The sequence below is a fragment of the Tepidibacter formicigenes DSM 15518 genome (assembly GCF_900142235.1).
GTDB lineage: Bacteria > Bacillota > Clostridia > Peptostreptococcales > Peptostreptococcaceae > Tepidibacter > Tepidibacter formicigenes.
Genome location: NZ_FRAE01000005.1, coordinates 1 through 22,505, shown reverse-complemented (window position 1 = coordinate 22,505; position 22,505 = coordinate 1). Strand labels below are relative to the sequence as shown.

The 22,505-nt window shown below is 28.2% G+C and carries 19 protein-coding genes; 15 read left to right on the top strand and 4 right to left on the bottom strand.

The window, feature by feature from the left end; genetic code table 11:
- Positions 1 to 80 precede the first annotated feature (80 nt).
- The gene (locus BUA77_RS00645) at positions 81 to 1,718 is read left to right on the top strand and encodes a M20/M25/M40 family metallo-hydrolase (protein WP_072886482.1); all 1,638 of its coding nucleotides are present in this window, start codon (positions 81 to 83) and stop codon (positions 1,716 to 1,718) included.
- Positions 1,719 to 1,752: 34 nt separating this feature from the next.
- Here BUA77_RS00645 and BUA77_RS00640 read toward each other — a convergent pair whose 3' ends face one another.
- The 4 genes from BUA77_RS00640 to BUA77_RS00625 form a co-directional block, all read right to left on the bottom strand.
- On the bottom strand, positions 1,753 to 2,724 hold the full coding sequence (locus BUA77_RS00640; protein ID WP_072886481.1) for a stalk domain-containing protein: 972 nt from the start codon (positions 2,722 to 2,724) through the stop codon (positions 1,753 to 1,755).
- Between the two features lie 201 nt (positions 2,725 to 2,925).
- On the bottom strand, positions 2,926 to 3,501 hold the full coding sequence (locus tag BUA77_RS00635; RefSeq protein WP_072886480.1) for a hypothetical protein: 576 nt from the start codon (positions 3,499 to 3,501) through the stop codon (positions 2,926 to 2,928).
- Positions 3,502 to 3,586: 85 nt separating this feature from the next.
- Positions 3,587 to 4,966 carry a sulfurtransferase gene (locus BUA77_RS00630; RefSeq protein ID WP_072886479.1) on the bottom strand — a complete coding sequence of 460 codons (1,380 nt, stop codon included), beginning with the start codon at positions 4,964 to 4,966 and terminating at the stop codon, positions 3,587 to 3,589.
- A 221-nt stretch (positions 4,967 to 5,187) separates the two neighbouring features.
- A complete protein-coding gene (locus BUA77_RS00625; protein WP_072886478.1) occupies positions 5,188 to 6,075 on the bottom strand; it encodes a TSUP family transporter in 888 nt (295 codons plus the stop codon).
- Positions 6,076 to 6,510: 435 nt separating this feature from the next.
- On the opposite strand from BUA77_RS00625, the gene BUA77_RS00620 reads away from it, so the two are divergent.
- From BUA77_RS00620 to BUA77_RS00555, 14 genes are all read left to right on the top strand, one after another.
- The gene (locus tag BUA77_RS00620) at positions 6,511 to 7,293 is read left to right on the top strand and encodes a hypothetical protein (protein ID WP_072886477.1); all 783 of its coding nucleotides are present in this window, start codon (positions 6,511 to 6,513) and stop codon (positions 7,291 to 7,293) included.
- A gap of 267 nt (positions 7,294 to 7,560) precedes the next feature.
- Positions 7,561 to 7,797, top strand: a complete 237-nt coding sequence (locus BUA77_RS00615) for a FeoA family protein (protein WP_072886476.1) — start codon at positions 7,561 to 7,563, stop codon at positions 7,795 to 7,797.
- 15 nt (positions 7,798 to 7,812) lie between these two features.
- Positions 7,813 to 8,592, top strand: a complete 780-nt coding sequence (locus BUA77_RS14625) for a FeoB small GTPase domain-containing protein (protein ID WP_072886475.1) — start codon at positions 7,813 to 7,815, stop codon at positions 8,590 to 8,592.
- Between the two features lie 2 nt (positions 8,593 to 8,594).
- Positions 8,595 to 9,998, top strand: a complete 1,404-nt coding sequence (locus BUA77_RS14620) for a nucleoside recognition domain-containing protein (RefSeq protein WP_072886474.1) — start codon at positions 8,595 to 8,597, stop codon at positions 9,996 to 9,998.
- Positions 9,999 to 10,315: 317 nt separating this feature from the next.
- Positions 10,316 to 11,257, top strand: a complete 942-nt coding sequence (locus BUA77_RS00600; protein ID WP_072886473.1) for a phosphoglycerate dehydrogenase — start codon at positions 10,316 to 10,318, stop codon at positions 11,255 to 11,257.
- Between the two features lie 60 nt (positions 11,258 to 11,317).
- Positions 11,318 to 12,532 (top strand): MFS transporter, encoded by a 1,215-nt coding sequence (locus BUA77_RS00595; RefSeq protein WP_072886472.1) that lies wholly within the window; start codon positions 11,318 to 11,320, stop codon positions 12,530 to 12,532.
- A 75-nt stretch (positions 12,533 to 12,607) separates the two neighbouring features.
- On the top strand, positions 12,608 to 14,638 hold the full coding sequence (gene ligA / locus BUA77_RS00590) for an NAD-dependent DNA ligase LigA (RefSeq protein WP_072886471.1): 2,031 nt from the start codon (positions 12,608 to 12,610) through the stop codon (positions 14,636 to 14,638).
- Between the two features lie 63 nt (positions 14,639 to 14,701).
- Positions 14,702 to 14,986 carry an Asp-tRNA(Asn)/Glu-tRNA(Gln) amidotransferase subunit GatC gene (gatC, locus tag BUA77_RS00585; RefSeq protein WP_143151259.1) on the top strand — a complete coding sequence of 95 codons (285 nt, stop codon included), beginning with the start codon at positions 14,702 to 14,704 and terminating at the stop codon, positions 14,984 to 14,986.
- A 6-nt stretch (positions 14,987 to 14,992) separates the two neighbouring features.
- Positions 14,993 to 16,459, top strand: coding sequence for an Asp-tRNA(Asn)/Glu-tRNA(Gln) amidotransferase subunit GatA (gene gatA / locus BUA77_RS00580; protein ID WP_334292341.1), 1,467 nt, complete (start codon positions 14,993 to 14,995; stop codon positions 16,457 to 16,459).
- Between the two features lie 15 nt (positions 16,460 to 16,474).
- Positions 16,475 to 17,905 carry an Asp-tRNA(Asn)/Glu-tRNA(Gln) amidotransferase subunit GatB gene (gene gatB / locus BUA77_RS00575; protein WP_072886469.1) on the top strand — a complete coding sequence of 477 codons (1,431 nt, stop codon included), beginning with the start codon at positions 16,475 to 16,477 and terminating at the stop codon, positions 17,903 to 17,905.
- Between the two features lie 322 nt (positions 17,906 to 18,227).
- The gene (locus BUA77_RS00570; RefSeq protein ID WP_072886468.1) at positions 18,228 to 19,148 is read left to right on the top strand and encodes an ABC transporter permease; all 921 of its coding nucleotides are present in this window, start codon (positions 18,228 to 18,230) and stop codon (positions 19,146 to 19,148) included.
- 13 nt (positions 19,149 to 19,161) lie between these two features.
- Complete coding sequence (locus BUA77_RS00565; protein ID WP_072886467.1) at positions 19,162 to 20,085, top strand: ABC transporter permease; 924 nt, start codon at positions 19,162 to 19,164, stop codon at positions 20,083 to 20,085.
- Between the two features lie 18 nt (positions 20,086 to 20,103).
- Positions 20,104 to 21,135, top strand: coding sequence for an ABC transporter ATP-binding protein (locus BUA77_RS00560; protein WP_072886466.1), 1,032 nt, complete (start codon positions 20,104 to 20,106; stop codon positions 21,133 to 21,135).
- The gene (locus tag BUA77_RS00555) at positions 21,128 to 22,105 is read left to right on the top strand and encodes an ABC transporter ATP-binding protein (protein WP_072886465.1); all 978 of its coding nucleotides are present in this window, start codon (positions 21,128 to 21,130) and stop codon (positions 22,103 to 22,105) included. Before BUA77_RS00560 ends, BUA77_RS00555 begins: the two co-directional genes overlap by 8 nt.
- Positions 22,106 to 22,505: the final 400 nt, after the last annotated feature.

Here is a 22,505-nt window from a genome sequence, read left to right as displayed (position 1 = left end):
TAAAAGTTTTTATAGAATATGTAGTTATTATAATAAAAAATGGCTGATATTAAAAGTTATGGAAGGGGGTAAATGAAAATATGAATAATTACATAGAAAAAATATTTTTGGAACTAGTAGGTATTAAAAGTGATACAGGAACCTCTTTAGAAAGAAATATTGAAGAATATTTATATAATTGGTTTGAAAATAATGACTATTTTATAAAAAACAAAGAAAATTTTGGGTTATATAAATTAAATAATGATCATTTAAAAAGAAGTATTGTTTGGGGACTTGTAAAGGGAAGTGGAAATGATACAGTAGTTCTTATACATCATCATGATGTTGTAAATGAACTAGATTATGGAAAGCTTTCAAAATATGCTTATTCACCTTTTGAATTAATGAAAACTATAAAAGAATATAAACTTCCAAATGAAATAGAAAAAGAGCTTGGTAGTGGAGAGTGGATATTTGGAAGAGGAACTGCTGATATGAAAGCAGGAGCTTCGATACAATTGTATCTTATAGATAAATATTCAAAATTGAATGCTTTTAAAGGTAATTTACTTATTATATCAGTACCAGATGAAGAATGTTTATCAGCTGGTATGAGGGAAGCTATTTATTTACTAAATGAATTAAATGAAAAATTTAATTTAAACTATAAGCTTTTAATTAATTCAGAGCCTCATCAAAGAGAAAAAGAAAATGAAGGGGTTATTTATGAAGGTTCAGTAGGTAAAATTATGCCTATTGTATATGTAAGAGGTAAGCAGACTCATGTAGGAGATATATTTGAAGGATTTAATCCTGTATCATTATTATCAAGTATTGTAAGAAGAACAGAGCTTAATACAGGTTTTTCTGATGTAATGGATGAAGAGATAACTCCTCCTCCATCTTGGACTTACTTTAGAGATAATAAAAAATTTTATGATGTATCTATACCTCGAAGTGCTTGTGGATATTTTAGTATATTAAATCTATATACATCTCCATATGAAATTATTAATAAGATTAAAAAAATATGTGAAGAGTCTTTTGAAGAAGTACTAGATAATATGAATGAAAATTATAATAAGTATCTAAATAGAATAAATAAAAAATCTAAAAAGCTTCCATGGCGTGTAAATGTAAAAACTTTTGATGAACTTTATAATCAAGCTAAAAGTGAGTATAAAGATGCATTTATTAATGATTATAAAAAAACAATGGATAATATAAAGATCAATATAAAAGACAAAAAAATAAATATGCAGGAAGCAAGTTTTATTTTAATAGAAAAAACTTTAGAATATATAAAAGATATATCGCCAATAGTAATAATAGGATTATCTCCACCTTATTATCCAAATGTATGTAATAGAGATTTTAATGATTTATCAAATACTATTAAATATTTAAGTGATAGAATAAATGAATATTCAGCAAAAAATTGGAATGAAAATTATAAAAAGAAAAATTATTTTATGGGAATATCAGATATGAGTTATACATTTTTAAATAATCATGAAGAAGTTAAAAAAGCTATAGGACCAAACATGCCTCTTTGGGATGAAGTTTATAGTATATATTTTGAAGGCATAAAAAAATTATCTATACCTGTTGTAAATATTGGGCCATGGGGAAAAGACATTCACAAATTCACAGAAAGAGTATATAAAAAGGACTTATTAGAAAGAACACCTAAATTAATAGATTACGCTATACAAATTGTTTTAGATATGATCTAAAAAAAGTATGGACTTAAAATCCATACTTTTTTGATTACAAGTAAAAATCATGATTTTCTATTTGTATATAGAATGTTCTATTTTGTACTATCCAAAAATTTGTAGAAGTATTAGGATTTAAAAAGTATAGGCAATTCCCTATGTTGTTATATCCTTCTAAAGCTTCTTTTGCAGCTTTTATGCTATCATCTGATGGGAAATTATATATTTCACCATTTGCTACTGGTGTATACTGAAATCCATATTTTTGATCAAATATAACCTCTCTTATTGAATTAGGGAATAATGAACTATTTTTTCTATTTATAATTACATTAGCAACTGCTAATTTTCCTTCATAAGGCTCACCTTGAGCTTCTGCTTGTACAAGTCTTGAAAGCCAATACAAATCTTCTTTAGTATAAGCAGTACTAGAAGCTTGAACACTTTTATTAGTGTTAATATTTACAGTATAATTTTTATCATCCCAATTTACATTACAATTAAATGCTTCAGCAATAAAGCGAATTGGTACAAATGTTCTCCCATTATAAATATTAGTTGGAGCATCAAGAGTTATTTCTTTTCCGTTAATTACAGCTTTATTTGAATGAATAGGTAGTTTTATAGTTGTGTTTTCATTCTTTAATATAGCGTTTTGAGTGTTATCATCCCAATTAATTTCATCAATATCTAAAGCCTCAGCTATAAATCTAATAGGTACAAAAGTACGAGAATTTTCTAAATATGGATCTTGATCTGTAGATATTGTATTTCCATCAACTTTAATAGATATAGTTTTTTCTTGATTTAGAGGTTCAATTTTCATTAAAGAACCTTCGTATAGTATATTTCCTAAATTTTTATTAAGATTTTCAAGTTCATAGATATTTTTATTGTATTGCTGAGATATTTTCATATAAGTATCATTTGATTTAATTGTATGCATAATATATGATTGTGCATATGAAGTAGTATTACCAAATAGTAAGGCAACACAAAGGATGCTCGATAAAATCTTTTTCATTATCTATCCCTCCTTTGTCATTCATTAACAATGTTAACATCTATTGTATTTGCATACAATGCCAAAGAAATGGGTATTTATAATAAATTTACCAAATAAGATAAATGTATCTAGATAATGAAAACATGTAACATAGGCATATATTTTTCTTATAATAAATAGGAAATATTATGATATAAAGTAAATAAAAACTTCTCTAATTTATTCAGAGAAGTTTTTTTCAACATCCTTATTATTTAAACTTAATATTATCCAGAAAGTTACTATAATAATTACCATACCTATACCATATAAGGTATGAATTGAAAAAATATTAGATTCAAAAATCCCTGCTCTTACTTTTTCATAACCTACTACTAAAGAAGCTATAAGGCCAGAGAAAAATCCAATATGTTCAGAAATAAAAATTTTACTTTCTTTTTTATATAGCTTTATAATTAAAAATTTAAGTATAGATAAATACATAATTATGTACCCGAATCTAGGTAATAAATTGCGAAGTGTAAAATATTCATTATAAATATCAAGAGATAAATGAAGTAAATTTCCCATAAGTACAGTTATTATTCCTATTAATATAACATGAAACTTCTTTGATGAAATTAAAATTGAAGTAATTAAAAATATAAAAAATACAATTTCACATGACTGTGAAAGTATTTCTCCTAATTGAAAAATTGACTTGAATTTTAGATATAATTGATATTTTGGCCAAAAATCTAGTAAGTCAGCTATAGCTATTATAAAAATTATTGCTGATAAATATTTATTTTTCAAGAAATCACTCCTTATATATTAAAATACTTTTTTAAAAAATTTCGGCATTAAACTTTTAAATTTAATGCCGATTATTTTTTTAAATTTAATTTTTAGGAACGCCTATCTCTATAGGATTGTTTTCAGGATCAAGACTCCATTGGAACCATCCGTCATCAAATACACTGATATCTTTCCAACCTAAAATATAAGCATCTATAAATGTAAGGCTGGCTCTCCAACCTGTTCCACAGTAGAATGAAACTTTTTTATCTTTACTTAAGCCTATTTCTTTATAGTATTTTTCAACTTCTGCAATACTTTTGTGAGTACCATCTATGTCTTCAAAATTTGCCATATCTTGAGATGTATTACCAGAATTACACCATATAGCCCCTTTTATTCTACCTTTTCTATCGAAGTAGCTGTATCCACTTGTTTTTCCGATATACTCATCCCAAGTACGAACACTTACAAGTGCACCATTTTCATTAGCTAGAATTTCTTTTGCTTCAGGAATATTTATTATATAATTTGGATTTTTTGGAGTTTTTGTTCCAAAATCATTTACAGGACTTGGTTCATTAAGCTTTGTTTCAAGTTCAAATCCTGCATCAAGCCATGCTTGTTTACCACCGTTTAAAACTCGTACATCTTCAACTCCTAAGTACATCATTGCTAAAGCGACTCTTTCAGCACCCATTGAAGGATTACCATATACTATCACAGTAGTATCTTTAGTTATTCCAAATTTTTTAGCTACCTTTTCTAATTCAGCATCAGATTTAACATTCCACTCAGGTGGAGCTTCAATTTCATTAGTATCAAATTGAAGTGCTGTAGGAATGTGACCTTTTTTATAAATATTTATACCGTCATAATTGCATTCTAAAAGCACATATCCATTTCCTAGATAAGTTTCGGGTTTTTTTCCATCTATAAGGTCTTTAACCCATTGAGGTGATACTAACACTTGGAAATTAGGATATTTTACAATTTCATTTTTATCATCTTTAGACCATTCACTAAATGAGTAGTTGTATACTTTTTCATATCCAAGTTTTTTAAGATAATTTAAAAGTTTCATACTTTCTTCACCATGATCTGAATAAACAACTATTTCTAAATCTTTATTTATACCTTTTTCATTTAATAGATTTTGAAGTTCTTTATCATCTTTTACCTTATCAAGCCATGAAGTAGGGAACTGAATGGCTCCAGGAATGTGTCCTCCCTTTACATCTTCACTAAGTTTAAATCCATTAAAAGCTTCATCTGAACGAGTATCCACAACTAAAACGTTTTCTTTTGAAAGCTTTTCTTTAAGAGAATCAGTATTAATATTTACTGATTGAGTAACTTCTTGATTTTGATCTGCATTTGAAGATTCTTGTTTAGTATTTGTACAACCAGTAGCAATCATTGCTGTTATTAAAACCATGGCAATAGTTACGCCTGTTTTGTTCTTGAATTTTTTAAAAATCATTTGATATAAGACCTCCTAAGTTTAGTGTCAAAAAATTAACTTTATTACAATATTTTATAAAAACATGTCTAAACTTACAAATAGAAAAAAATTATAGCACTACATTGACTTATAAAATTTTCCTATAACAAGTTAAATTTCAGAATTGGAATTTATTTTACAGAGTTTGATGAATCTAGAAATAAAAGTGCCAAAGTATTTGAATACTTTGGCACTAAGTATTAAGCTACGTTTTTATTAGTTTTAGAAACATTTTCTTTGTAAGATTTGAACATCATTACTGTTGTGTAAAGAACAACAAATATTAATAACCATTTTAATAGATAAACATTCATTGATTTAACTAAGAATGCAGCTATTAAAACTCCAATAGGTCCCATTATATTAACTGCCATTGAAGCTTTAGCTGAATGAGTATCTTCTTTTATGAATTTCATTCCTGCAAAAGGCAGTAGTAGAGCACATGAACCCATCATTATAGGGAAGGCTGCAATTGGAGCCATACCTAGCATATAAACCATAGTCATACATGGTGCAAAAAGTCCAATACCTAATGTATTTAAAGCTCCAAATATGAAGTTACCAATTATAGCTATAACAAGTTTACCTCCACTAAGTCCCATGGCATTTCCACCAACAGGGAAAAGTTTTAACTGACCTGCAAGTAAAATTACTGCCATGGCAAGTAATGCAATTCCCATTGCAAGCTGTATAGTTTTCTTTGGTAATTTTGATATAAGTCCTGCTCCTATAATTGCTCCCGCAAGAGCTGCTGCAATCATAGAAAATAGTGTTAAAGGTTCAACTTCAACAGATGCTATAAATATACAAGCTTGAAATAATGTTGGAATTGTAGCACCTACATTTAATGTTCCAGGAAGTTTAGCATCATCTACTAATTTAAAGTTTTTAAATAAAGATGTTTCAATTGCAAAACTACTTAATCCTAAAGTATCAAAAAAGTTTGCAAAAGCTCCAACTAAACCGATTTGTATAAAGCTTTCTTTTTCAAGTTTTCCTTCAGATTTTCTTTTAGAATAAGATTTAAAAAGCATTAGTGTAAATGGTATTCCAGAAAGAATCATAATTCCTAAAAGTATTCTTGCCATTTTTAATTCTCCTTTTTAAAGTTTTTATGAATCCTTATGAAAACGTTTTTTAGTTACTTAATTATCAACCGCGGTTTCAACAAGTTAGATTATATATGATTTTTCTTGATAAGTCTACCCAATTTTAATATATTTTGTATTTTTTTGTCTATACTTATAAATTCTAGATATTTCAATGCATACATGTGTTTGAATTAATAATAAAAAATAATTATTTGAATATTTTTAAATCATATTAAAAAATAAATTTTATTAAAAATTCAAATAATTGCAACGATAAAAAATATTTACACTCAATTGTTCGTGTTTTGAAATATAATTTTTGCAAATTAAGTCAAAAAATTAACAAATTTAAAAATGATTATTTGCTTTTATTTGTGATAAGCATTTAGTATTATTAAAGATAGAGAATTGAAATTTAGGATGTGAAAGGGAGTGTTCAAAATTCCTATTGTAATAGCTATACTATTAATAATATTTTTTTTAATATTTGGAAAATTTTTATTTAATTTACTTGGAATTGTTTTTATATGTTTTCTTTTTATAATTTTGATTTTTCTTATATCAAGATTTATAAAAGAAAAGGAAATTAAATTTTCTAAAGATGATATTGATAAATATATTAATATAAGTATGAAACATATTTATAAGATTAAAAATTACATTAAAGAAAAATCAATTAAAGTAAATAAAGCAACTGTTAATGGCAATGGCTTAGGTGATTATGAAGAAAATGTAAAAAAATATTATAGTTTAGTTGATAAAAGAGTTAAACGTGAATTTGGATATGATTATATTATATACTCAAATTCTTATACAAAAAGCATAGGTGAATATAATAAAAATGATTGGAACTATAATATATTTAGTATTAAATATAATTTAAGGAAATATAAAAGAAGTTATAAAATAGTAGATAGTATTTTTATTACATTACACAAATATAACACTTTAAATATGAAAGATGTTTTAAATATAGTTGAAGAGTTTTTGCCAAAAGATCATATAAAAATTGATACTACTAAAGAAATTTATGAAGAACATACAGAAAATACTTCTTATAAAATAAAATACACAATTTCATATAAAAGTAATTTAATTAAAAATAATAAAGGGGTAATAAAAGTAGTAATATTTAAGATTAAAGCACCTCTCATTCATAATAAGGAAGATTCAGTTGAATATAAAGAGCAGTTTATAAGTGCTAAAATTTTTTAAGTCTCGTATTAATCGAGGCTTTTTTTTCTATAAAAAACTATAAATTTTTTAAACTGTAACTTTGGTAACTGAATAAAAGTATCAACTATTTTGAGCAACGGAGTTCGCCAGGACTCGTTGGCGACATGAGCCATGCGATAGCATGAAGCGAATTTTTTTTGTTTGAAAATGAACGATTCATGTGGAACAAAATTCATATAAAAACCATATTATTATATTGTGAACAAATTTATCTAAAATTAGCCATGCTAATTAAGGAGGGGAATTATGATAGTTCAACTTTGTGAACTTGAGATTGGATATAAAGGTAGAGTTACAAATCTATTAAGTGATGGACTTTCTAGAAGAAGAATGTTGGATTTAGGAATTGTTCCAGGAGCAGAGATAGTAGCCTTAAGAAAAAGTCCTTTAGGAGACCCTATAGCATATAAGGTAAAGGAAGCTGTAATTGCTCTTAGAAAAGAAGAATCGAGTAAAATATTAGTTCAAGTAATAGATAAATAGAAAGGAGATGTTATTATGGGATGTACATGTGAAACGTGTAAAAGATCGGTTTTATTAGAAGATTTCAATATAAAGGTTGCAGCTAAAGATGAATTAGTAATAGCACTTGCAGGGAATCCTAATGTAGGAAAAAGCACAGTTTTTAATTCACTTACAGGGCTTAATCAGCATACAGGAAACTGGCCGGGAAAAACTGTATCTAATGCTCGAGGAAGCTATAATCATAAAGATAAAAAATTCACATTAGTAGACCTTCCAGGAACATACTCACTATTAGCTAACTCTGTTGAAGAACAAGTAGCAAGAGATTTTATATGTTTTGGAAAACCAGATGCTACTATTGTAGTAACAGATGCAACTTGTCTTGAAAGAAATTTGAATTTAGCTCTTCAAGTAATGGAGCTTACTAATAATGTAGTACTTTGTGTAAACCTTTTAGATGAAGCTAAGAGAAAAGGAATTAATATAGATATAAAAAAGCTTGAAGAAGAACTTAAAATACCTGTTATAGGAACTTGTGCAAGAAAAGGAGAAGGGCTTAAAGAGCTTATGGATAAAGTGTATAATGTTGCATTAAAAATTGAAACCTTTACTCCCAAAAAAATAAGATATTCTTCAAATATAGAATATGAAATTGAAAAGCTATTACCTAAATTAAAAAATATAATACATGATGAACTTGACCCAAGATGGGTTGCATTAAGAATTATTGAAGGAGATAAAACAATAATCGATTCAATTTACAGATATATGCATAAAGAAAAAAATATAGATATAGAAAAAGAGGCGAATTGATTATGAATAATATAAAAAATGTAAATAAAGTAAGTGAACTATCAAATTTAATAAATGAAACTAATATAGAAAATAGGCATAAAATTCGAGATGATATGGTAGGGAATATATATAATCAAGCTGAGGAAATTGCAAAAAAGGTAGTTACAAGAAATAAGGATAAAAAAGTAGATTGGGATAAAAAATTAGATGATATATTAACTTCTAAAGTTACAGGATATCCTATAATGTTTATTATGCTAGGATTAGTTTTTTGGGTAACCGTAGCAGGAGCTAATGTTCCATCAACTATTATTGCACAGTTTTTATTTGGTATAGAGGAAAGGCTTACAGAATTATTTATTAGCTTAAATGCGCCTAAATGGCTTCATGGAATATTAGTACTTGGGATGTATAGAACTTTAGCATGGGTTATATCTGTAATGCTTCCTCCTATGGCTATATTTTTTCCTTGCTTTACACTTCTTGAGGATTTAGGATATTTACCTAGAGTTGCATTTAATTTAGATAGACTGTTTAAAAAAGCAGGGGCACATGGAAAGCAATCACTTACTATGAGTATGGGATTTGGATGTAATGCTGCTGGTATAATTGCTTGTAGAATTATTGAATCTCCAAGAGAAAGATTAATAGCAATGATTACTAACAATTTTGTTCCTTGTAATGGAAGATTTCCTACACTAATTGCAATAGCATCTATATTTGTAGGAGGAGCATTTGCAAGTAAGTACTCTACTTTGGTAGCATCATTCTTTGTATCTATTTTGGTTTTATTTGGAATTTTGATAACTTTGATAACTTCATTGACTCTTTCAAAAACTGTACTTAAAGGAGTTCCATCTTCTTTTACACTAGAACTACCTCCCTATAGAAAGCCTCAAATACTAAGAACCCTATATACATCTATAATAGATAGAACAATTTTTGTATTAGGTCGTGCAATTGTGGTTGCAGCACCAGCAGGACTTATAACATGGATTTTTGCAAATATTATAGTAGGAGATCAAAGTATATTAGTTCATATGGCTTCATTTTTACAACCCTTTGGAAAATCTATAGGTCTTGATGGATTTATTTTAGTGGCATTTATTTTAGGGCTTCCAGCTAATGAAATAGTAATTCCAATACTCATTATGAGTTATATGGCAGAAGGTTATATGCTTGAACTAGATAGTTTATCTGCTATGAAAGACTTATTCATAGCTAATGGATGGACTTTTCTTACAGCTTTAAATGTTATGTTATTTTCATTGCTTCATTTTCCTTGTGGAACAACATTATGGACTATAAGAAAAGAAAGTGGGAGTATTAAATGGACATTGTTTGCTGCATTAATGCCAAGTGCAGTAGCAATTTGTATATGTTTTATTACTACACAAATTGCAAGAATTTTAGGTCTTGTATAAAAAATATAGGCGTTTAATCTTAAACGCCTATATTTTTATTATAACGAATAGGAAATTATATTCCTATTTAAATTGTGGATAAATATAAATTCCGTTATGAGTTTTAAGCAACGGAATTCGTTAGAATTCGTTGGCGCCATGAAATTTTAAAAAAGTCTACATTGTAAAATCTTTAGAATAAAGACTTTTTTACTAGGAATAAGTTTTGCTTTTTGCAAAAGCTCATTTAAACTAAAATTTTTTTTAAAAATTTTAGTTTTTGTAAAAAGAAATATAATATATAATGATATGTATATCTTAGTTATGGGGGGATAAATATGAAGGTTCTATTTACATATGATTATGGAAAAGAAAAAATGGATAGTATTAGAGATTTAGGATATGAAGTAGTATATGTTTATGAAAGAGAAATTACTAATACAAAAGAAATAGAGGATGTAGATATTTTAGTTTGCTACAATCCATTTGAAACTTTAGATATAACAAAATTAAAAAACTTAAAATTAATACAGCTTTCTAGTATTGGAATAGACCAAGCTCCACTTGATTATATAAATAAAAAAGGAATTATTTTAACTAATAATAAAGGTGGATACAGCATTCCTATGGGAGAATGGATTGTACTAAAAATTCTTGAAATATATAAGAGTAGTAGAGAGTTTTATGAAAGACAAAAAGGTAAGAAATGGAAAATTAATACTGACATAATGGAGCTTTATAAAAAAACAGTAGGATTTATAGGAACTGGAACTATTGCTGTAGAAGGAGCGAAGAGACTTCAAGGATTCGGCGTTAATATTTATGGATTAAATACAAGTGGAAGAAAAATTGATTATTTTGATAAGTGTTTTTCTATGAATGAAATAGATAGCTTTTTAGAAATTTGTGATGTGGTAGTTTTAGCTATTCCTTATACTAAAAAGACTCATCACTTAATGAATATGCAAAGGCTTAACAAAATGAAGGATGGATCTGTTTTAATAAATATATCAAGAGGAAGTATAATAGACGAAGAAGCACTTATTAAAAAACTAGCTGATAATAAATTTATGGGAGTTGCACTAGATGTATTTGAAAAGGAACCTCTTTCAAAAGAAAGTCCACTTTGGGATTTTGAAAACGTTATTATAACACCTCATAATTCATGGATATCAGAAAAAAGAAATGAGAGAAGATTTGAGTCTATTTATGAAAATTTAAAAAGATATAAATATGATGAAGAGTTGATTAATGTTGTAGATTTAAATAGAGGATATTAAAAGTCTAAATAAAGCATATCCTGATTAAGATATGCTTTATTTGATAAAGGGGGGGTAATTATGAAAAAAATTAATGTTTATAGGGGATTACCTAAAGAAGTATATATTATATCTATTGCAAGATTTATAAATTCTTTGGGGAATTTTGTATTTCCTTTTATAACTTTTTTTCTTTCTGATAAACTAAATATGAATGAAGATAAAGTAGGATATTTTGTAATGATGTCAATGGTATCATATGTTCCTGGCTCTATAATAGGGGGAAGGCTTGGAGATTTTTTTGGAAGAAAAATAACATATGTAATATGTCAAATGTTAGCAGGGTTATGTGTTTTTATTTGTGGATTTTTAAATTATTCACATATACTCCCATGGCTTTTAATATTATCAGGAGTATTTAATGGAGCTGCAAGACCTCTTTTAACATCTATGATTACAGATTTGGTAGTTTATAAAGAAAGAAAAAGAGCATTTTCTCTTTCTTATCTTGCAGGAAATCTAGGCTTTGCTATTGGACCAGTTGTAGCAGGACTTTTGTATAAAAATTATACAAGGTTAATTTTTTTTGGTGATGGAATTACTACTTTTTTAGCAAGTACTTTAATTTTTGTATTTATTAAAGAAACAAAACCTAATAAAGAAGATATACATAAAATAAATGATATTCTTGAAAAAAATGAAAAAGAAGAAAAAGGTCTTTTAATTACTGTACTTTTAAAAAGACCTTTTCTTTTGATTTTTTCTGTAATAATAGCATTTCAAAATTTTGTATACTCACAGCACTCTTTCACTTTGAATTTACAAATGCAAGAAATTTTTGGAGTTGAAGGAGCTAAATTGTATGGGATTTTAATGGCTACAAATGGAATTGTAGTAGTAGTTTTAACAATTATTATAACTAATTTAACATTAAATCTTCCGCCTTTATTAAGCGTAAGTTTATGTGGTATATTTTTTGCCCTTGGATTTGGTATGCTTGCATATATAAAACTTTTTTATTTATTTATTATTTCTACAGTGATTTGGACGATAGGAGAAATATTTAGTGCAACTAATGTAGACTCATATATATCAAAACATACACCTATAAATTTTAGAAGTAGATTTAATGCTATTATACCTATAATCTCAGGAACAGGATATGCTTTAGGACCTTATATTTCAGGTATTTGTTTGAAAAATGGTAGTACCATAAATCAAATTTGGATTTTAACTTTTTATATTTCATTAATATCATCAATACTTTTATATATTCAGCATAAATTTGAAAAATAAATCAAAATAATATTTACAAATGATAAAATAAAATTTAGGCTTAATATGTGAAATAATTTTTGAAAGGTGATGAAAATGAATATAAAAAAGAAAATAGATGAACTTACGGAGATTATTAATTATCATAACCATAAATATTATGTAGAAGATAATCCTGAAATTTCAGATTATGAATATGATAATTTAATTAAAGAACTTATAGAACTTGAAGAAAAATATCCAGAATATAAAAAGGAAGATTCACCAACTCAAAGAGTTGGAGGAAAGCCTCTTGAAAAATTTAATCAAGTAGTTCATAAAGTACCTATGCTTAGTCTTTCTAATGCTTTTTCAGAAAGTGATTTAATAGATTTTGATAGAAGAATAAAAGGGATAGTAAGAAAAGATGTAGAGTATGTTGTAGAGCTTAAAATAGATGGACTTTCAGCAGTACTTACATATGAAAATGGAATTTTCAAACTAGGAGCAACTCGTGGAGATGGAGTCGTTGGAGAAGATGTAACATTTAATCTTAAAACTATAAAATCCATACCAATAAAACTAAAAGAAAATATAAACTTGCAAGTTAGAGGAGAAGTATTTATACCAAGGGATAAATTTAAAAAGCTTAATGCTTATCAAGAAGAAAATGGACTTAGTTTGTTTGCAAATCCAAGAAATGCAGCAGCAGGATCACTAAGACAGCTTGACCCTAGAATTACAGCTAAAAGGCCTCTTGATATATTTATATTTAATCTTGAAGATATACAAGGAAAAGAGTTTAAAACTCATAGTGAAAGTTTAGAATACTTAAAAAAAGTTGGATTTAAAATAAGTCCTAATTATAAGGTTTGTAAAAATATAAATGAAGTCATAGATTATATAAAATATTGGCAGGATAATAGAGAAACTCTTAAATTTGATATAGATGGGATGGTTATAAAAGTAAATAATTTAAATCAAAGAAAAGAATTAGGATTTACAGCTAAAAGTCCTAGATGGGCTGTAGCTTATAAGTTTCCAGCAGAGAGAAAAAAGACAAAGCTAATAGACATAATAGTTCAAGTTGGAAGAACAGGAACACTTACGCCTACAGCAATTCTTGCTCCTGTAAAAGTTGCAGGATCTACTGTAAGTAGAGCTACACTTCACAATGAAGATTATATAAAACAAAAGGATATTAAAATAGGGGATAAGGTTATAATACAAAAGGCTGGAGATATAATTCCTGAGGTAGTTGAGGTTGTATTTGATGAAAGAGATGGAAGTGAAATAGAATTTAAAATGCCATCAAAGTGTCCTGAGTGTGGAGAAGAAACCATAAGAGTTGAAGGAGAAGCAGCAATAAAATGTACTAATATATCTTGTCCAGCTCAAATAAGAAGAGGAATAATACACTTTGTTTCAAGAGATGCTATGAATATTGAAGGTCTTGGAGAGTCAATAGTAACCTTATTATTAAAAGAAAATTTAATAAATGACGTAGCTGATATTTACTATATTAAAAAAGAAGACTTGGTTCCTCTTGAAAGAATGGGAGAAAAATCAGCACAAAATTTAATAAATTCTATAGAAAAATCTAAAAATAATGATTTATCAAGACTTATATTTGGGCTTGGAATAAAATATGTAGGAAGTAAAGGAGCTAAAATTTTAGCAAATAACTTTAAGGATATATATGAATTAATAAATGCAAAAGAAGAAGATTTGGTAAAACTTGAGGAATTTGGTAGTGTCATGGCTCAAAGTGTTGTTCAGTTTTTTGAAAATGAAAAAAATATTGAAGTTATAGAAAAACTTAAAAATACTGGAGTTAACTTAAAGTCTTTTAAAGAAGATGATGAAAGTACGGTTAAAATATTTGATGGAATGAAAATTGTACTTACAGGAACACTTGAAAAATATAAAAGAAATGATGTAAAAGAGATAATAGAAAAATTGGGTGGAAAAGTAACTGGCAGTGTAAGTAAATCAACTACTTTTGTATTTGCAGGGCGTGATGCTGGTTCGAAACTTGATAAAGCAAACGATCTTGGAATTAAGGTTATAGATGAGGATACTTTTGATAATTTAATTGTTTTAAATTCCAAGGAAGAAGTAGAAAATTATATTAATATAGATAAGTAACCTAGATTATTTTAGCTAAAAAAGGTATAATTTTTATGTATTTTGTTTGAAAGGAGTGAAATTATGTTAGATAAGGATACTGTAAAACATGTTGCTAATTTGTGTAGACTTGAATTTAAAGAAGAGGAAATGGATAGTATATCAAAAAAATTAGGTGATATATTAGATTTTGTAGAAAAGCTTCAAAGTGTTGATACTGAAAATACTGATATAACATATAACCCTATTAATCTTGTGAATGTACTTAGAGAAGATGAAGTCAAAGATTCTTTAGATAGAGAAAAAGTACTTCAAAATGCACCTGATAAGGAAATGGGATGCTTTAAAGTACCTAAAGTATTAGGTTAGAAAGGAGTGAAAAAATTGAAATTATATGAAATGACTTTAAAAGAAGTAAGTGAAAAAATAAAAAATAAAGAAATAACATCACTTGAACTTACTGAGAGTATATTAAATAGAATAAAAGAAGTAGAGCCAAAAGTTGACTCTTTTATAAGCTTAACTGAAGAATATGCAATAAATAAGGCTAAAGAAATAGATGAAAAAATAGCAAAAGGAGAAAATCTATCACCTCTTGCTGGTGTTCCTATGGCTGTAAAAGACAATATTTGTACAGATGGAATAAAAACTACTTGTGCATCTAAAATGCTTGAAAATTTTGTACCACCTTATGATGCAACAGCTATAAAAAGATTAAATAAAGCTGGAGCTGTAATGGTTGGAAAGACAAATATGGATGAGTTTGCCATGGGATCTTCTACTGAAAATTCAGCTTTTAAAAAGACTAAAAATCCGTGGGATTTAACTAGAGTTCCTGGTGGATCATCAGGAGGGTCTGCATCAGCTGTTGCAGCAGGACAGGCTTTTTATTCACTAGGCTCTGATACAGGTGGATCTGTTAAGCAGCCAGCTTCTCTTACTGGACTTGTTGGGCTTAGACCAACATATGGAAGAATATCAAGATATGGTCTTATAGCTTTTGGATCATCACTTGATCAAATAGGTATATTTGCAAAAGATGTTACAGACTGTGCTCTTGTATTAAGAGAAATGGCAGGAAAAGATAATATGGATGGAACAAGTGCTAATGTTGAAGTTCCTGATTATACAAAGTATTTAGATAACAATATAAAAGGACTAAAAATAGGAGTTCCTAAGGAATACTTTGGACAAGGTGTAGATGAAGATGTAAAAAATGCAGTACTTAAAGGAATAGAACTTTTAAAAGAAATGGGAGCTCAGGTTAAAGAAATATCTCTTCCTCATACAGATTATGCTGTAGCTACATACTATGTACTTGCTCCTAGTGAAGCGAGCTCAAATCTTGCAAGATTTGACGGTATTAGATATGGATATAGAGCTAATGAATATAATTCTTTAGAAGACCTTTATATAAAATCTAGAAGTGAAGGATTTGGAGATGAAGTTAAAAGAAGAATTATGATTGGAACTTATGCTTTAAGTGCTGGATACTATGATGCTTATTATAAAAAGGCGTTAAAGGTAAGAACTTTAATAAAAGATGATTTTGTTAAGGCTTTTGAAGATGTAGATGTTATTATAACTCCTACAGCTCCTAATGTTGCATTTAAAATAGGAGAAAAAACATCAGATCCTATGACAATGTATATGGAAGATATATGTACTATTCCATCATGTCTTGCAGGAGTTCCGGGTATGTCTATTCCATGTGGATTTAAAAATGGACTTCCTATAGGAATGCAAATAATAGGAAATCACTTTGATGAGGCTACTATGTTAAAGGTTGCTTATGCGTTTGAATGTGCAACGGACTTTAAAAATAAAAGAGTAAGTTTATAAATTGGAGGTGAAATTATGAGTTACAAAACTATAATAGGACTTGAAATACATGCAGAGCTTTTAACTAATACTAAAATATTTTGTGGATGTAAAAATGAATTTGGTGCTAATGTAAATACTAACTGCTGTCCTGTTTGCTTAGGACTTCCAGGATCACTTCCTGTTCTTAACAAGAAAGTACTTGAATATGGAATAATGGCAGGACTTAGTTTTAACTGTGATATAGCAAGAGAAACTAAAATGGATAGAAAAAATTATTTTTATCCAGACCTTACAAAGGCGTATCAAATATCTCAATATGATATTCCTCTTTGTTCTAATGGTTATATTGAAATAGAAAAAGAAGACAAAAGCACTAAAAAAATAAGAATAAGAAGAATACATATAGAAGAAGATACAGGGAAATCACTTCATGATATGAGTGGAGATACTTTACTTGATTACAATAGAAGTGGAGTACCTTTAATTGAAATAGTTACAGAACCTGATATGAATTCACCAGAGGAAGCATATAAATTTTTAGAAAAACTAAAAGAAGTTTTACTATTTACTAATGTTTCTGACGTTAAAATGGAACAAGGTTCTCTAAGATGTGATGTAAACGTGAATATTGTAAGAGAAGATGGATTAAAGTCTAATATTGTAGAACTTAAAAACTTAAATTCATTTAAAGCTGCTTTAAAAGCCATGGAATATGAAGAAAAAAGACATAAAGAGCTTTTAGAAAATGGGGAAAATACAGTTAGAGAAACAAGGCGTTGGGATGATAGCCAAAATAAGACTATATCAATGAGAAGTAAGGAAAGTGTTCAGGACTATAGATATTTTCCAGAACCTGATGTAGTTGATATTAAAATCAGTGAAGAATTTATAAATGATGTAAAGGAAAATCTTCCAGAGCTTCCGGATGCTAAAAGAGCTAGGTTTATAAAAGAATACTCATTACCAGATTATGATGCTAAAGTTTTAACAGGAAGCAAAGAAATTTCAAATTATTTTGAAGAAGTTGTCAAAGAATTTAATGATCCTAAAATGATAAGTAACTGGATTATGACAGAACTTTTAAGAAGGGTTAATGATGAAGGAATAACTTTAAACGATCTTAAATTCAATATTAATGATTTTGCTTATTTATTAAAAGTAATTTCTCAAGGGAAAATAAATAATAATGCTGGTAAAAAAGTATTTAGAGAAATGTTTGAGACTGGTAAAAAGCCTGAAGATATCATAAAAGAAAAAGGTCTTGCTCAGATACAAGATGAAGGAGCTATAAAAGAAATAGTAATTAATATATTAAATGAAAATATGCAATCAGTTGAAGATTATAAAAATGGAAAAGATAGAGCGCTAGGATTCTTAGTTGGACAAGTAATGAAGGCAAGTAAAGGTAAAGCAAATCCTCAAATAGTAAATAAGTTAATAATAGAATCTATTAATAATATGTAGGGTGGAAATTTTTCCACCCTTTTTCTTTGCTAATTTAAAGAATATATAAAAATAATTGTAGAAATAATAAAAAAACAATATAATAGTTGTTAAATCAAAAAAGAATACAATGTTATTATCACTATTAATTATTTGAAAAATGTATAAAATCCTAAAAAAAGTAAATATATGAATTTTTTTTCGAAATGTTGAAATTACATTAAAAATGAAAAAAAGAGGGTATTGCAATATTTCTCAAAATAATATAATATATATAAAAAATGCAACCTTTAAAAATTATATTTCATGTGTAAAAAAATTTAAACAATAAGGGAGTGAAATTATGGGCAGATATGTATTAAAACGTTTGGGGGCTATGGCAATAACTATGTTTTTTATTATTACAATTACATTTGTATTAATGCATGCAATACCTGGAGGGCCTTTTACAGGTGAGAAAAAATTACCTCCAGCTATAGAAGAAGCATTGATGAAAAAATATAATTTAGATCAACCTATGTTTAAGCAGTATACAAATTATTTGGGAAGTGTATTAAAAGGAGATTTAGGGCCTTCTTTTAAATTAAAAGGTCAAACTGTAAATGAAATAATTGCTAGGTCATTTCCAGCTTCAGCACAACTTGGTAGTATAGCAATCATATTGATATTATTAATTGGTGTGCCAATAGGAGTTATAGCAGCGTTAAAACAGGGAACTTGGATAGATAATGCAGTTATGTTTTTAGCAATAGCGGGAGTTACAATACCAAGCTTTGTAATAGCAACTCTTATGATTTATGTATTTTCGGTTAAACTGAATATTCTTCCTGCTGCTAGATGGGGAACATTCGAACAAATGATTATGCCAACTATTGCTCTTGGAGCTTATTCACTAGCCTTTGTAGCAAGACTTACAAGATCTACTATGCTTGAGGTTATTTCACAGGATTATATAAGAACTGCTAGAGCAAAAGGATTAAGTGAAAGAGTAGTAATATTCAAACATGCTTTAAAAAATGCATTAATTCCTATAATTACATATGTAGGACCATTAGCAGCAGCACTTCTTACAGGGTCTTTTGTTGTGGAAAAAATATTTGCAATCCCAGGACTTGGAAGATTTTTCGTAGAAAGTATAAGTAATAGAGATTATACTGTTATAATGGGAGTTACAATATTTTATGCAGTATTTTTGGTAATAACTATGTTGATTGTAGATATATTATACGCATTTGTTGATCCTAGAATAAAATTTGATGATTAAGGGGTGATATATAATGGAAAATGTTAATATAGATAAGAGTTTATGGGAACCTTTAAGTCAAGATGAAAAAGACTTAGAAAAAATAGCAAGGCCATCAATGACTTACTGGCAAGACGTATGGAGAAGATTAAAAGGAAATAAAGTTGCTATGGGCTCTTTAGTATTTTTAATATTTTTAATTTTACTAGCTATATTTGGACCTATGCTAGCTAAGTATTCTTATTCAGATCAAAATCTTATGATGGCAAATCAGTCTCCTAATGCTCAACACTGGTTTGGAACTGATAAACACGGTAGAGATTTATATGTAAGGGTATTATATGGAGCAAGAATTTCTCTTACAGTAGGTTTTGTAGCATCAATTATAAATTTAGTAGTAGGAGTATTATATGGAGGTATTTCTGGTTATTTTGGAGGAAAAGTAGATAATGTAATGATGAGAATAGTAGATATACTATACACTATTCCTCTTACATTATATGTTATACTTTTGATGGTAGTAATTGGATCTGGACTTAAGAGTATATTAATCGCTTTAGGTTCTGTTTATTGGTTAGGTATGGCAAGACTAGTAAGAGGTCAAATACTTTCGCTTAAAGAACAAGAATATGTGCTTGCTGCAAAAACACTTGGGGCAAGTGATTTTAGAATACTTTTAAGACACCTTATTCCAAATGCAATGGGACCAATAATTGTAACTATGACAATGGCTATACCAAGTGCTATATTTACAGAAGCTTTCTTATCTTTTATAGGTCTTGGAGTTTCTGCACCTATGGCGTCTTGGGGGGTTTTAGCTAATGATGCTTTGGGATCTATAAGAACATATCCTTATCAATTATTTTTCCCATCTTTAGCAATATCTATAACAATGCTTGCTTTTAACTTTTTAGGTGATGGATTAAGAGATGCACTAGATCCACGTATGCGCAAATAGAAGGGGGGAATATTAAAAATGGGAGAAAAGTTATTAGAAGTAAAAAATTTGAGAACTTCCTTTTTTACTCATGTAGGAGAAGTTAAAGCTATAAGAGGAGTAAGTTTTCATGTAGATAAAGGAGAAGCATTAGGTATAGTTGGAGAATCTGGTAGTGGTAAATCTGTAACATCAATGTCTGTTATGAGACTTCTTCAACATCCTGGAAAAATTATAGGTGGCGAAATATTATTTAATGGAGAGGATTTGATTAAAAAATCAGAAAAAGATATGCAAGGTATTCGTGGAAATGATATAAGTATGATATTTCAAGATCCTATGACATCTTTAAATCCTGTTTATACTGTTGGAGATCAAATAATGGAGGCTATAATAAAGCATCAAAAGCTATCTAAAGCTGATGCTAAGAAAAAAGCTATAGAAATGCTTAGACTTGTTGGAATACCAAGTCCCGAAAAACGTGTAAATCAATATCCACATGAATTTTCAGGTGGTATGAGACAAAGGGCGATGATTGCCATGGCACTTTCCTGTGAACCACAACTTTTAATTGCAGATGAGCCGACTACGGCTTTAGATGTTACAATTCAAGCACAAATACTTGAGCTTATGAAGGATTTAAAAAATAAATTAAATACATCTATAATGTTAATTACTCATGATTTAGGAGTTGTAGCAGATGTATGCTCTAGAATAATTGTTATGTATGGTGGACTTATAATGGAAGAAGGATCAACGGATGATATATTTTATAATCCTAAGCATCCATATACACTGGGACTTTTAAAATCAGTTCCAAAACTTACTGATAAAGAAAACAAAGAAAAATTAATTCCAATACCAGGTTCGCCTCCTGATTTATTAAAACCTCCAAAAGGATGTCCTTTTGCAGCAAGATGTGAATATGCAATGAAAGTATGTATGGAAAAAATGCCAGAATATACTTATATTAAAGAAAATCATCGTTCTATGTGTTGGTTACTTCATCCTGATGCTCCAAGGGTAGATGAAATAAATGGTAATTTAAAGGAGGGGAAGAATAATGAGTAAAAATGAAATATTATTAGATGTAAAAAATTTAAAAAAATACTTCCCTGTAAGAAAAGGATTCTTCGGAAGAGAAACTCAATATGTAAAAGCTGTTGATGATGTAAGTTTTTATATTAAAAAAGGTGAAACATTAGGTTTAGTTGGAGAGTCAGGTTGTGGTAAATCTACAACGGGAAGAACTCTTATAAGACTTTATGATCCAACAGGTGGAGAAATATTATTTAATGGGAAAGATATAGCGAATTTAAATCAAAAAGAATTAAAACCTTATAGAAAAAAAATACAGATGATATTTCAAGATCCATATGCATCTTTAAACTCTCGTATGACAGTTGGTGATATAATAGGAGAACCTCTTGATATACATGGTATTGCAAGTGGAAAAGAAAGACTTGAAAGAGTACATGAGCTTTTAAATATAGTTGGTCTTAATCCTGACCATGCAACTAGATATCCTCATGAGTTTTCAGGAGGACAAAGACAGCGTATAGGAATAGCAAGAGCTTTAGCAGTTGAACCAGAATTTATAATAGCAGATGAACCAATATCAGCACTAGATGTTTCTATACAAGCTCAAGTTGTAAATATGCTTGAAGATCTTCAAAATGAACTTGGACTTACTTATTTATTTATAGCACATGACCTTTCTATGGTTAGACATATTTCTAATAGAGTAGGAGTTATGTATTTAGGAAAATTAGTTGAAATTGCAGAAAGTGACGAACTTTATGAGAAACCATCACACCCTTATACACAGGCACTTTTATCTGCTATACCTCTTCCAGATCCAAAGGCTGCTAGAGATAGTAAAAGGGTAATACTAGAAGGAGATGTACCAAGTCCGTTAAATCCTCCATCAGGGTGTAGATTTAGAACTAGATGTAGATATGCAATGGATAAATGTGCTCAGATTGAACCTCAGTTAAAAGAAGTAGCTCCGGGACATTGTGTTGCATGTCATCTTTATTAAAAAAACATTTGCAGAAAATTAAGAAAATTGATAAAATAATTTAAAGTAAAATATAGAATATATATATAAAATAATTAATATATTCTATATAAAATACATAAAATATAAGAAATAGGTAGTTGCAAAATAGAGTGAAAGGTTATCCACAGAAAAATTGAGTTGAAATTACTAAATAGAAAGAGTTATTAACAGTAATATTCAAAAAAAGACGCAGTTAAATAAAGGTTCAGTAAAACCTTTTTAAAAAGGATATAGAGTTTAAAAAAACTTAAGCAATTAAAGATTTAATAGCAAGAGGATTGTGGATATTGTTAGTCTTAAACATTAAAACAAACGCAACTAACTGAGAAATACAAGCCAGTAAAACATCAGCTTTTAAAGAAACAGTATTTCTAACTTT

What these genes read in the sequence shown, in the direction of transcription:
- BUA77_RS14620 (WP_072886474.1), top strand. Translation starts at nt 8,595, where the DNA reads ATGAATAATATAAAAAATGTAAATAAAGTAAGTGAACTATCAAATTTA.
- gatB (WP_072886469.1), top strand. Translation starts at nt 16,475, where the DNA reads ATGAGTTACAAAACTATAATAGGACTTGAAATACATGCAGAGCTTTTA.
- BUA77_RS00645 (WP_072886482.1), top strand. Translation starts at nt 81, where the DNA reads ATGAATAATTACATAGAAAAAATATTTTTGGAACTAGTAGGTATTAAA.
- BUA77_RS00565 (WP_072886467.1), top strand. Translation starts at nt 19,162, where the DNA reads ATGGAAAATGTTAATATAGATAAGAGTTTATGGGAACCTTTAAGTCAA.
- BUA77_RS00600 (WP_072886473.1), top strand. Translation starts at nt 10,316, where the DNA reads ATGAAGGTTCTATTTACATATGATTATGGAAAAGAAAAAATGGATAGT.
- BUA77_RS00630 (WP_072886479.1), bottom strand. Translation starts at nt 4,966, where the DNA reads ATGATTTTTAAAAAATTCAAGAACAAAACAGGCGTAACTATTGCCATG.
- BUA77_RS00560 (WP_072886466.1), top strand. Translation starts at nt 20,104, where the DNA reads ATGGGAGAAAAGTTATTAGAAGTAAAAAATTTGAGAACTTCCTTTTTT.
- BUA77_RS00570 (WP_072886468.1), top strand. Translation starts at nt 18,228, where the DNA reads ATGGGCAGATATGTATTAAAACGTTTGGGGGCTATGGCAATAACTATG.
- ligA (WP_072886471.1), top strand. Translation starts at nt 12,608, where the DNA reads ATGAATATAAAAAAGAAAATAGATGAACTTACGGAGATTATTAATTAT.
- BUA77_RS00640 (WP_072886481.1), bottom strand. Translation starts at nt 2,724, where the DNA reads ATGAAAAAGATTTTATCGAGCATCCTTTGTGTTGCCTTACTATTTGGT.
- BUA77_RS00555 (WP_072886465.1), top strand. Translation starts at nt 21,128, where the DNA reads ATGAGTAAAAATGAAATATTATTAGATGTAAAAAATTTAAAAAAATAC.
- BUA77_RS14625 (WP_072886475.1), top strand. Translation starts at nt 7,813, where the DNA reads ATGGGATGTACATGTGAAACGTGTAAAAGATCGGTTTTATTAGAAGAT.
- gatC (WP_143151259.1), top strand. Translation starts at nt 14,702, where the DNA reads ATGTTAGATAAGGATACTGTAAAACATGTTGCTAATTTGTGTAGACTT.
- BUA77_RS00625 (WP_072886478.1), bottom strand. Translation starts at nt 6,075, where the DNA reads ATGGCAAGAATACTTTTAGGAATTATGATTCTTTCTGGAATACCATTT.
- BUA77_RS00595 (WP_072886472.1), top strand. Translation starts at nt 11,318, where the DNA reads ATGAAAAAAATTAATGTTTATAGGGGATTACCTAAAGAAGTATATATT.
- BUA77_RS00615 (WP_072886476.1), top strand. Translation starts at nt 7,561, where the DNA reads ATGATAGTTCAACTTTGTGAACTTGAGATTGGATATAAAGGTAGAGTT.